Here is an 11,510-nt window from a genome sequence, read left to right as displayed (position 1 = left end):
TCAATTCAAACGTTTCGGTAAATGAAAATCTCTCTCAATTAGCTTGATATTACGTGACGTATATTGTAAATTTAAAAATACGTTTTTGCTTTACAGCAATGAAATAGAATCATACATATGAAGGGAAAAGGTAAGTTCAATGGATATTTATCTTAAGTATTTTCTAATCGGTCTTGCCATAGCGATGCCTGTTGGAGCAATTACAGTAGAAATGACCAAGCAAGGATTGAAAAATGGATTCATTCATGGATGGGCAGTCGGAATTGGTGGCATGACGGTGGATATTTTGCTTATACTGGCTCTCTACTTCGGCTTCGCTTCCGTGCTCGCCTTACCGTATGTTCAAACTCCGCTGTGGATTGTAGGTGCAGGATTCCTCGCATATCTCGGTTGCGATTCAATCAAAAATGCCGATAAAGATATCACCCCAGCAGATGAGAAAACACAGAAATCATTTTTTAGTACATATCGAAATGGTTTGCTTGTTGCAGTATCACCGGGTAACCTGGTATTTTGGGTTTCCGTATTCGGAGCCGTTCTAACTCAGTCCTATAGTTCTTCCCACTCCGGGAGCTTTGCCATTGCAGCATTTGGGGTGATGAGCGGGATTTTGATTCACGATCTAGGGCTGCTGTCCATTGTGTCAGTAACAAGAAAAGTAATGAGTCGCCAAATGATTCGCTGGGTTTCAGTCATCGCGGGCATTATGTTGCTTGGGTTCTCTCTTTATTTTGTGTATGAGTTCGTGAATGGACTCATTGAATTATTTTGATGTTATCTATACGAAACAACCTGAATCCTAAATAATCGGACTCAGGTTGTTTTAACGATTAATGATGTTAATTACTATCATCTTGAAAAAAGTTATGATCTATTATCGCTTTTATCTGTATCATTTTCTTATCTAGCTTGCGGTTAGTTCCTACTATTTCGACAATCGTCCAGTATACGTCTGGCTGTGGACTCATCCGTGATTAACATATTGATGTACTTGCCATGTAAGGAAGCGAGGATACATTCAATTTTGTGCAAACCAAAAGCCATACCGACTACCGTTCGAGCCTTTTTCAATTGTTCTAGTCCAAGTCCAATGACTTTGCGGTTAATGGGGTGTCCAGCAATCGACCCATCTCGCGTTATAAATACTGAGTTAATATCTGCAACCGTGTTCAACAGTTTAAGTTCGGATAACACTTGCTCGTTAAGGTAACCCGATCTTTCCATCGTAGACATGGAAAAGGGATTGCCAATGCCCACTAGTGCAAGATCAATTCGTTCACCCTCCCGCAGAACCTCCGCAATATTCGCCATGCCTACGATCTGCTCGCGTAATTCTTCCGTCTCTACCACAGCAGGTGCATATAACGTTTCGCACGTAACACCCATTTTCTTGGATAACTCATACGCAATCTGATTAGAGTGCATCTCATTGCGAGAATTGCCTGTACCTCCGACAAGTGGGATGATTTTGACGTTCTCTTTTTTTTCGAGCGGAAATTCTCTAACCATCTGATACAAGGTGTTACCCCAGGAAACGCCGACCCGATCCCCGTTTTTGATCAACTTTTGCACAAATTGGGCAGCCGCTCTGCCAACCGCACTCGAGACCAATTCCTTGTTCAGATCCTTGGTCGGAACGACCAGAACCTGTTTCAATTCAAATGTATTTTCAAGTTCTTTCTCCAAATTCGTAATCTCGCGATCATCATCATGAATAACAATTTCAATAATACCTTCGTCCTTGGCACGTTGCAGCATTTTGGAGATTACTGGTCTCGATACCCTAGCTTCTCCGCGATCTTCTCTTGTGTCCACGATTCGTAATAATACATCTTACATACTCTGACCAGATTTTTGCGCTCGTCTATATTCACATACAAGTCCGCCTTTTACTTTATAGTTCCGTGCGTACACATGTCCCAATATAAAATGGCGTTCCACCAGTGTCAAGCAAGGTACATATTTCCAGTTCGGCTTTACACAAGTTTGACATTCCTTTGACATCCAAGTAATAAAGTGTCCTTACAATGAGAACTGTTCAGAACAATTGTAACAGCACAGAACATTTGTAAATGACTGCAGATCAAGACAGACTGAGGTGCAAAAATGAATGTAAAGATTCTTGGATACTGGGGCGGCTACCCTGCGGCAGGTGGGGCAACAGCAGGATATCTGGTAACCACAGACGAAGGACAAATTTTATTGGATTGTGGCAGCGGCGTGATGAGCAAACTCCCTATCGAAACCAAGGTAGAAGCGATATCCGGCGTGATTCTGTCTCACCTACACTATGATCATATGGCCGACCTAGGTGTACTTCAATATGCCGCAGCAGGTGCCATTCGCAACGGCCGTATGAAGGAAAAACTGAAGCTCTACGCTCCAAGTGATCCCGTCGACATGTTGCACAACTTATACAGCGAACATACCGAAGTGATCGCAATTGATCCTTCCACCAAAGTTCGTCTGGCAGGAGCGGATATCGAATTTGTGCATGTTGAGCATACCATCACTTGTTATGCGATCAAGATCACTTATAAGGGTAAGGTGCTGGTGTATTCCGGTGATACCTCATACTGTGATGCCTTAATCGAGCTCGCCCGTGATGCAGACATCTTCCTGTGCGAAGCAACGATCTGCGAGGGAAGCGTGCATACCACAGGTAAAGGACATATGAACGCGATGCAGGCAGGTATGATTGCTGGACAAGCCAATGTGAAGCAGCTCGTGCTGGTGCATCTGCCTGGCGATGGCAATCTAGAGTCCATGCGTGATGAAGCGAGCCGTACCTTCCATGGACCGGTAGACATTCCCGAACCACTGCGCATGTATACCGTATGATCCACTGATAGGAAGGAATGGTTGTATTGCATAAATTGCTTGCTCTTGATCTGGACGGAACGATGTTGAATCCAGACAAAATCATTACACCAGAAACGCGTAGCTCCATTCAGCAGCTCATGGCGGAAGAGGTTGCCGTCACTATTGCATCCGGACGATTTCCAGCCTCTGTATGGCTGCACGCAAGAGAAATTCCATTGAATTTCACCCTGGTCGCACTTAATGGTGCAGTCACCGTTGATGCAAAGACAGGACAAATGATTGAAGGATTCCCGCTCGATACAGCTTCCCTGTTATACATGCTGGATGTGATTGAAGAAGAAGGTGCCTATGTTCACTTTTATGGCTATAACGTCCTATACGTCCAGCAAATCAACGATACGAATCGAAATTGGTCCTTAAATAATGTAGTCGTGCGACCTGAACTACCATTGACGGAGGAGCATTATAAAGAACAAACTGAGCTGATTCAGTTGGTCGAAGTCGGATCAGATTTCCGAGCATTTGTAACCAACATGCCTGGCATGATCTACAAAGCTGCCGTCATTTGCACCGACCTTGCTGCCCGCGAACGGATATATGACAAGCTCGAGTCGTCGGCCATGTTCCAATGTACCAAAACAGGTCGCTTGCGATTCGACGTCAATGCAGCCGGGATCAGCAAACGTGATGCGCTTGAACGAGTGTGCCGTTATTCAGGAATCAAACGTGAAGAGGTCGCCGTTGCCGGAGATTATGACAACGATCTGGATATGCTGCAATGGGCAGGACTCGGTATCGCGATGGGCAACGCCGAACCTCATATTCAAGCCATCGCTGACGTGATTACAGGTACGAATGAACAAGATGGCGTCGCCATGGCAATCCGTAATTATCTGTTGTAGCCTGTTGCAAAATTCTGCTTTCTTGGCGCCTGCGCATAGCATTTATCCATATAGATTAGTTCTTCTTATACAAGTAACCACTAAAACATAAGCCACCACTGGCTATTAAAGGAGAGAATTTTCTTGATTCCATTCAAAAAGTCATTACTTCTACCCGTACTCGCAGGCATGATCATATTCAGCGGTTGCTCCCCACAAGGGCAAGCTGCTTCTGGGACTAACGATGCTAACGCTGATTCAAGCTCGGTATCTGGTAAGTTGTCCTTCTATACCTCCCAACCTGAAGAGGATGCAACGAAGCTGATCTCCGCTTTTAACAAAAAGTATCCAGATGTAGATGTGAGCGTCTTCCGTTCTGGTACGGAAGAAGTCACCGCCAAAATTCAAGCCGAGCGCCAAGCTGGCAAAACACAAGCTGACGTATTGCTGCTTGCCGATGCGGTAACCTTCGAAAATTTGAAGCAAGAAGATCTCCTTCTCTCGTACAAATCCCCTGAGCTAAGCAAGATCCCTAGCGATCTTGTTGACCCAGATGGCATGTATTCAGGTACAAAGGTCATGGCTACTGTACTTGCGACCAACACGCAAAAAGTAACCTCCGCTCCAACATCATGGAGTGCATTAACGGCTGCGGAAAGCAAAGATGCATCCATCATGCCGAGCCCACTCTATTCTGGAGCCGCAGCATATAACATTGGCGTGTTCAGTCGCACAGATGGATTTGGCTGGGATTTCCTGAAGCAAATCAAAGATAATGGCATCTCCGTCATCAAAGGAAACGGTGCTGTTATGAAAGCTGTAGCCAGTGGTGAAAAGTCATACGGTGTCGTTGTAGACTACCTTGTTGCACGTGAAAAAGCCAAAGGTTCACCCGTTGAACTGACCTATCCAACAGAAGGCGTGCCAATCATCACTGAGCCTATTGGCATTATGAAAGATGCCGCCAACATGCCTGCTGCACAAGCGTTCGTTGACTACATCTTGTCTGATGAAGGGCAGCAATTGTCAGCCGAGATCGGATATTCCCCAATTCGGGAAGGCATCGCCCCGCCTGAGGGACTCAAAAGTGTCTCCGAAATGAATATCCTGCCTGGAGACCCATCCAAACTTGCCGCGGATCGTGAAGCGGACAAGCAACAATTCATTCAAGTATTCGGAGAGTAATGATTGGAGCTGTTTGATATGGAAAAATGGAAGACGGACTCTCTAGCATGGCAAGCAGAACGAAAAGGGCGCAAGCCCTTTTCCACGCTGTTCAGCTATCTTAGCTGGAGTCGCTTGGGCGCTATACTTGGTGGCGCTGCTGTACTTATCTTTTTTGTCTATCCCATTCTAAAATTGATTTTGCTTAGTTTTCAGGGTGAACATGGCTTGACGTTGGCGCATTATAGCGAAATGTTACAACAAGAGCGGTTCTGGTCGACCTTACTCAATACCTTTTATATCGTAGCCGGATCAACCTTATTCTCCCTTGTGCTTGGTATTGCACTGGCTTGGGTTGTAGCTTATACCGACATCCGCAATAAATCCGCTCTGCATATGGGCATCATGCTTTGTTTCATTTTGCCTTCGTATGTCCTGACCTTATCCTGGTCTTCGTTTACCGGATCTCAAAGCTGGCTTGCCGGCTTGCTGCAATGGATTCATCCGAGCCTTACTCCATGGAGCATGTACAGCTTAGGCGGCATCATCTTTGTAATGGGTATTCACCATTTTCCACTAGTGTACATGTTCACACTGGACGTTCTGCGCAAGATTCCACGTGACTTAGAGTGGGCTGCCAGAGCCGGAGGCGCAAGCAGACTCGAAGTTTTCCGTAAAATTACACTTCCACTCGCCCTTCCCGGTTTAACCGCCGGTGGCTTGCTTGTCTTTCTAGCTTCACTCGATAATTTCGGTATTCCCGCGTTTCTCGGCACGCCCGTAAATATTTCGGTGCTGAGCACGCTGATCTACGAGGAAATTATCGGATTTGGACCGTCCGCCTTTGCCCGCGGTGCCTCTCTTTCTGTTCTGCTGGGCACAGCCGCTGTCATCGGTAGTTTGCTGCAATGGGTTCTTTTACGGAAAAGCCATGCTTCGGATACGATGCAACCTGATCTTACACCGAGATACACGTTGGGACGTATACGCAAACCGCTGACGTGGATCATCTGGGCTGGACTGCTCTCCATTACTGTCGTTCCACTCTCTTCGATGATAACGATGTCTCTGAAGAGAGCGTATGGATTGGGATTAACACGCGCGAACATGACACTGGATAATTATCGGTACATCCTCTTTGAGAACGAACGTGTATGGCAATCGATCCAAAACAGCCTGGTGCTATCCTTGGTTACAATGCTGGTCTGCCTCGTGATTGGCTCAGGATTCGCTTATGTCAGAGTTCGTCGTCCGAATTCGTTTAATAAAATGGCTGAGCTTGCGACCGCGGTTCCCTATACGTTGCCAGGCATCGTATTCGCCCTTTCTATCATCTTAGTGTGGATGGAGCCGATTCCCGGTTGGAATCCAGGTATCTATGGTTCCATGTCGATCTTGTTTATAGCATATATCTGCCGCTTCCTGATTTTGCAGATTCGTTCAAGCATTACGTCTTTCATGCAGCTCGATTCTTCCATGGAAGAGGCTGCGCGAATTTCCGGTGCTGGCTTCTGGCGCAAATGGCGTACCGTTCTACTGCCATTGCTGTTACCGAGTATGCTTACCGGGGGCATGTTGGTCTTTTTGACCGCACTGACTGAGCTTACCGTATCCGCCCTGCTGTATTCCTCAGGATCGCAGACGATAGGCGTAACCATCTTCAGTTTTGAACAGGCAGGGGACACCCTGTATTCTACCGCTTTGTCCAGTCTGATCGTTGCACTCATGGCAGTTGGCGGCGCCATGTTGTTGCTTGTTCAGTATTGGGCGTCACGTAAGGGAGTGAAATCATGAGCATCCAGATTAAACAGGTGAACAAATCCTTCGGCAGCTTTCAAGCGCTGCACACCATAGATCTAACCATTGAGGACGGGGAATTCGTAGCGATCCTTGGACCATCAGGTTGTGGAAAAACGACATTGCTGCGCATCCTTGCTGGATTCGAGCAGCCCACTAGCGGTGAAGTATCGATTGATGAAAAGCTTGTAGCGGGTGCAGGTACTCTGCTCCCCCAGAGAAACGCAGAATCGGCATGGTCTTCCAATCGTTTGCACTCTGGCCTCACATGAACGTAGCTGAACATGTCCGGTTCCCGATCCGAACACATAAGTCCACGCCTGCTCATATCAAAAACAATGAACAGGCTCGCATTCAGGAAGTCCTGAACATGTCCGGCTTGTCTCATCTAGCGGATCGTATGCCGCATGAATTATCGGGGGACAGAAGCAACGGGTCGCCATAGCCCGAGCCATCGCACCTGAACCGTCGTTGCTGTTAATGGACGAACCGCTCAGTAGCCTGGATGCCATGCTACGCATGGACATGCGACGGGAAATTCAACAAGTCCATCGCAACACACGCTCTGCCATCGTGTATGTTACACATGATCAGGGCGAGGCTCTTGCCATGGCTGACCGGATTATTGTCATGAAAGATGGGCGTATCGAGCAGGCCGGCACACCGCAGGACATTTATTTAAGACCACAAACCGAGTTTGTAGCCAAATTCGTATCCAAATCCAACTTGGTCACTGGTCACTGGGAAGCTAATCGGTTTATGCCTAAGGACAGCGAGAATGTATCTTGGTCAGGAGCCGACGTCGCAGACTATTTCAAGCTGAATGGTCTCTACCCGGTCAGACCGGATCAGTTTCGGCTTCAGCCACATCATCAGCCCGGTATGGACGGCAAAATTGTGAATGTACAATTCCAAGGGAAAGAGTTCCATTACGACATTCAAGGCAATGCTGGTCGTTGGGAGGTCATATCCCCTCTTGCCTTCTCGTTGAATGAACAAGTCAGCCTGAGCTTGTCTTTTGCCCAGAACGAAGGAGCGTGATCCATTGACTTCCACGGAAAAACTCATTCTCTTTGACGTTGATGGTACATTACTGGATCGTCACAATCAGATTCCGCCTTCAGCCAAGCAAGCTGTGATGGCTTTGAAAAATGCCGGGCATACGGTTGCTCTAGCCTCGGGACGCTCGCCCTTTATGCTGGAACAGGTGCGGCAAGAACTGCAGCTAGATTCATATGTGAGTTTTAACGGCCAATATGTCGCCCACCAAGGAACCTTAATCCATAGCAATCCGATTAATCCGGAAGCTGTTCATAAACTATCTGCTTTTGCGGCTGTACAGGAGCATGCTTTGGTTTTCCTAGATCATGCGCAGATGAGCTGTAGTCAGACCTATCATCCACATGTAGACTTGTGTCTGAAATCGCTCGGCGTAACCCATCCAAGCCATCATGCATCTTTCTGTGAAGATCGAGCAATCTATCAGACGATGTTGTTTTGTACAGTTGAAGAGGAAGCTTCATATCGTGAACAATTCGAGATGTTAAACTTTGTGCGCTGGCACCCCCTCTCGATGGATGTATTACCTGCCGGTGGCTCCAAAGCTGAGGGTATTATACAACTGGCTGCTAGGTTGGGATTCCAACCAGAGGATATATACGCATTCGGCGATAACTATAACGATATCGAGATGTTCCAGTACGTTGGGTGTGGTATTGCCATGGGTAATGCTCCCGAGGCGTTAAAGCAATTAGCTTCTCACGTAACGTTAAGCGCGGAGCAAGAAGGCATATGGCATGGCCTGCAATGGACAGGTCTTATATAAGACAATAGTTAACATACACAGAAAGAGTCTAATCTTAGACTCTTTTTTGGTGTACTTATCTGATATTCTCTGAAAGTCATTCAGCTCACTCAAAATAATCAATACATACAAAATCTATTCTAGATAATTTTCAGCAATTTTCGTCAAGGTTTCTTTGCTTACTTGATCTGAATTTGCCCGCACGGTGTAGCTGTATCTTTGTTTTTTGTCCGGGCTCTCGTATATCCATTGCAACTCAATGGCGCGCGAAGGAGTAAATTCGGTTTGCAGCATTTCTACACCCTTCACATGAACCTTTTCCTGTTTAAATTCAACTTTCTCGTCAATATACGATGTCGGGTCGCTCTTACCTGTAAGATTATATATTACGCGATGACCGGATAACTTCCAGGAAACATTTCTCCTTCTTACCGCGTTTATACTATGTGCACACCAATTTTTGTAAGGAGGGCTTCAAGATGAAGCGGTTTATTTCTCTGTTGTTGATGTTATGTTTGGTTGGTAGTGTCTCATCCATTGCATCTGCAAATAACCAACCTTTAGAGGATCTACCTTTGGTGGAGCGCGCAGCTCATATGTATAATTCTTCATTGAAAAAATCCGTATTAAATGTCACGAAGGCTGGTAAGTTAACTACTACGGAGTATAACTCTATATTTATCCCAGTAAAGGATGTCTTTAAATCCTCCGGAGCCAACATTCAATGGGATGGAAAGAACAAAATAACAACTATCAAAAATAAGGAACATGAATTAATCCTTAACTTTTCTGAAAAGACTGTGATCCCTAGAAAGAATCAACTTATTGTCCCTAAAGAGTGGTTACAATTGAAAAACGGAGCTTCAACTATGAATGCATTTGTCTTAGCCTATCTATTTGAAGTGTATGCAGATGAGTCCGATCAGGAGAGAGTTGAATGGGAGAAACAACTTGAATTTTTGGATATTAAACAAACGACCGGTATTGGAGGAATAGACGGGTATATGCATGTTTTCGTTGAGTTTAATGAATAAGCATGGATTTATCATTCTGCATCTTCATATGAGCGATCCGGTTAGAATGGAGGTAATCTAGTGAAATCAAACTCACAAAAACTCACTATAGTTGGTGTGGCTCTTGCCTTAGGACTTGGTGCGGGTGTCTATGGCTTGGCGGCTACATCTGCTGATACAAGTCCCTCTAAGGATTTAGTTGCGGCTATAGGTGTAGATGGAAAAGAAGGTTACATCAAGACTTCAGACATGAATCAAGATTTGCCACAAACCCCTGAGGAAGCTATTCAAAGTATGAACGAACCGAAAGTCGATAAATATATCAACTTGTACGATAGCAATGAGAATATTATCGGAAAATTCCTACTTGAGAGTTCAGAAGATTCTAACACTGCAATGGCAATTGACCTAAAATTAGCAAAGAATACGTTAAAAGAGAGCGACCGTCCCGCGCTGGATATACTCGAAGAAAATCTAATTGCTCTCGTACAGCATGATCACGAACTTTACCGATCTGGTTTTGTCGATGACCAACTGGCAGATGCTTTGAACTTTTATTATGGTGAGCAGTTCCAATATAAGTTCTCAAGCATCGAGAGCATTGAGAAACATCAATCTATTAAAAATCAATTACATATTACTGTTCTTGGTGAACGTCTGGATACAACAACCGATTCGGTTGAACAAGTAAGAATGATGTATGCGATCCGGCAGAGTGAACAAGGAGATTGGGACATCTACACCATTGATTAATGGTATGTTGTCCCCCTTTTAGGGGACTTATTACGAACTAGAATTTACGGTCAACAATTCATAAAATGGGCATACAGTTGCTCGAAGGATGTAAAACGTTCGACTTCTCTGCCGACCTTACCATATTCCTCAGCATACTCATCCATCACTTCAAGAAACTTCTCTTGTATAACAGTTAAATTACTTGCATCAAAGTACTGCATAAGGTCAAATTTCTTGGTTCCGATCTCCATAGCCATTTCATCAAGATACCCTTGTGCTCCAAAGGCTGAAAGAAATACATAAGGGGCATCCTGAGTTAAAACACCGTTCAAGATTTTGTTGCGGTAATTGCACCACAGTTCTTCGTAAGTTCCCTTCAGATTATCATAGGTCGGAGCAGGTCTAACGATGAAGCTATCACACATCGTGCTGTGTAACTTCGTAACGCTTTTCAATATGTTGAAAGATGCTAATCGAATATCTTCAATGGTATGCGCTTCAATGACTGACATGTAAAGTGATTCGAGATGATCAGGAACATAGCGCAATGAACATATCTCTTCCAAATATCGCTTGATTCCTCGTTTAATGCACGTGTTATTCATGCTGACCAAGGCATTGACTAGATTGTATACAACGTCGGCAGATGCCTGCCGCACGGAGCCAATATCTTCACCCAGCATCGTATCGCTGTAGGCTTGCTTAGCCAGATCAATCCATTTTTTGGCTCGATGAAGACACGCTTCTCCGATTGGATCCGCAAGTCCATCAAGCGCTTTTTGCTTGAATCCGTTCAATTTCTCCAAATCCTCAGGCTTGGCATAATAGAGTACTTTGAGCTCGGTTAGGCTCGATACGTTGGGACTTTCCAAGGTGGATTGTTCGTGTATTCTTGTATCCCAAGGCGTGCAATAGATGTCATATCCAACGTCATCCAAGATGAAGCAATCGGATATCCCCCACCCCTTATCCGTATTATTAATGATAATTAGATCCAGATCACTCTTCTCGTGAAAGTCCCCGGTGCTAAATGAACCCGTAAGCCCAATAATGGCGATATCGTCTAGAAAATCTCTCTTTACACGTTCGATCACCATGTTGATCAGCCATTCATTTTTGTCCAGCAGCTGTTTCATTATGATTTCGTTCATTTCACTGCCCCCTTCTCCTAATGCAGACGTCCTTGGATCACAACAAACTTAACTTGAGTCTATCGATTTAGAGATGCAGTTACTATGTATAAGTTGATTTAATTCATCTTTGCACAAAAATCCGCTAAACCGTCGATACGAC

The 11,510-nt window shown here is 45.1% G+C and carries 13 protein-coding genes and 1 pseudogene; 11 read left to right on the top strand and 3 right to left on the bottom strand.

All coding sequences use genetic code 11. From position 1 onward, the window contains the following. Window positions 1-139 precede the first annotated feature (139 nt). Window positions 140-772: a LysE family translocator gene (locus DMB88_RS03050; RefSeq protein ID WP_128100155.1), complete on the top strand. Its 633-nt coding sequence runs from the start codon at window positions 140-142 to the stop codon at window positions 770-772. Window positions 773-915: 143 nt separating this feature from the next. Here the strand turns inward: DMB88_RS03050 and DMB88_RS03045 are convergent, their stop codons facing one another. Continuing rightward, window positions 916-1,815: a sugar-binding transcriptional regulator gene (locus tag DMB88_RS03045; protein WP_254438429.1), complete on the bottom strand. Its 900-nt coding sequence runs from the start codon at window positions 1,813-1,815 to the stop codon at window positions 916-918. A 291-nt stretch (window positions 1,816-2,106) separates the two neighbouring features. Between DMB88_RS03045 and DMB88_RS03040 the strand changes: the two genes are divergently transcribed. From DMB88_RS03040 to DMB88_RS03015, 8 genes and pseudogenes are all read left to right on the top strand, one after another. Next, entirely contained in the window at window positions 2,107-2,841 is a 735-nt protein-coding gene (locus DMB88_RS03040) for an MBL fold metallo-hydrolase (RefSeq protein WP_128100154.1), read from the top strand. Between the two features lie 26 nt (window positions 2,842-2,867). Continuing rightward, a complete protein-coding gene (locus DMB88_RS03035) occupies window positions 2,868-3,725 on the top strand; it encodes a Cof-type HAD-IIB family hydrolase (RefSeq protein ID WP_164848593.1) in 858 nt (285 codons plus the stop codon). A gap of 123 nt (window positions 3,726-3,848) precedes the next feature. After that, on the top strand, window positions 3,849-4,889 hold the full coding sequence (locus DMB88_RS03030) for an ABC transporter substrate-binding protein (RefSeq protein WP_254438428.1): 1,041 nt from the start codon (window positions 3,849-3,851) through the stop codon (window positions 4,887-4,889). A gap of 18 nt (window positions 4,890-4,907) precedes the next feature. Beyond that, window positions 4,908-6,662 carry an ABC transporter permease gene (locus tag DMB88_RS03025; protein WP_128100152.1) on the top strand — a complete coding sequence of 585 codons (1,755 nt, stop codon included), beginning with the start codon at window positions 4,908-4,910 and terminating at the stop codon, window positions 6,660-6,662. After that, window positions 6,659-6,937, top strand: a complete 279-nt coding sequence (locus DMB88_RS30695) for an ATP-binding cassette domain-containing protein (RefSeq protein ID WP_254438427.1) — start codon at window positions 6,659-6,661, stop codon at window positions 6,935-6,937. The genes DMB88_RS03025 and DMB88_RS30695 overlap by 4 nt, the downstream gene beginning before the upstream one ends. Further along, window positions 6,901-7,100 (top strand): annotated as a pseudogene (locus DMB88_RS31905) (ABC transporter ATP-binding protein); the annotation flags it as partial. The gene DMB88_RS30695 and the pseudogene DMB88_RS31905, both read left to right, overlap by 37 nt. Window positions 7,101-7,184: 84 nt before the next feature. Next, window positions 7,185-7,706: an ATP-binding cassette domain-containing protein gene (locus DMB88_RS30690; protein WP_254438426.1), complete on the top strand. Its 522-nt coding sequence runs from the start codon at window positions 7,185-7,187 to the stop codon at window positions 7,704-7,706. A 4-nt stretch (window positions 7,707-7,710) separates the two neighbouring features. After that, on the top strand, window positions 7,711-8,490 hold the full coding sequence (locus tag DMB88_RS03015; protein ID WP_128100151.1) for a Cof-type HAD-IIB family hydrolase: 780 nt from the start codon (window positions 7,711-7,713) through the stop codon (window positions 8,488-8,490). 114 nt (window positions 8,491-8,604) lie between these two features. Here the strand turns inward: DMB88_RS03015 and DMB88_RS30110 are convergent, their stop codons facing one another. After that, window positions 8,605-8,778, bottom strand: coding sequence for a hypothetical protein (locus DMB88_RS30110; RefSeq protein WP_164848592.1), 174 nt, complete (start codon window positions 8,776-8,778; stop codon window positions 8,605-8,607). Window positions 8,779-8,948: 170 nt separating this feature from the next. Here DMB88_RS30110 and DMB88_RS03010 point away from each other — a divergent pair, with 170 nt between their 5' ends. After that, window positions 8,949-9,503 carry a stalk domain-containing protein gene (locus DMB88_RS03010; protein ID WP_128100150.1) on the top strand — a complete coding sequence of 185 codons (555 nt, stop codon included), beginning with the start codon at window positions 8,949-8,951 and terminating at the stop codon, window positions 9,501-9,503. A 60-nt stretch (window positions 9,504-9,563) separates the two neighbouring features. After that, window positions 9,564-10,235, top strand: coding sequence for a hypothetical protein (locus DMB88_RS03005; RefSeq protein WP_128100149.1), 672 nt, complete (start codon window positions 9,564-9,566; stop codon window positions 10,233-10,235). A gap of 50 nt (window positions 10,236-10,285) precedes the next feature. On the opposite strand, the gene DMB88_RS03000 is transcribed toward DMB88_RS03005, so the two are convergent. Continuing rightward, the gene (locus tag DMB88_RS03000; protein WP_128100148.1) at window positions 10,286-11,368 is read right to left on the bottom strand and encodes a nucleotidyltransferase domain-containing protein; all 1,083 of its coding nucleotides are present in this window, start codon (window positions 11,366-11,368) and stop codon (window positions 10,286-10,288) included. Window positions 11,369-11,510: the final 142 nt, after the last annotated feature.

Source organism: Paenibacillus sp. DCT19, from assembly GCF_003268635.1.
Taxonomy (GTDB): domain Bacteria; phylum Bacillota; class Bacilli; order Paenibacillales; family Paenibacillaceae; genus Paenibacillus.
The sequence above is the reverse complement of the archived record's forward strand: the minus strand, read 5'-3'. Positions and strand labels throughout refer to the sequence as shown.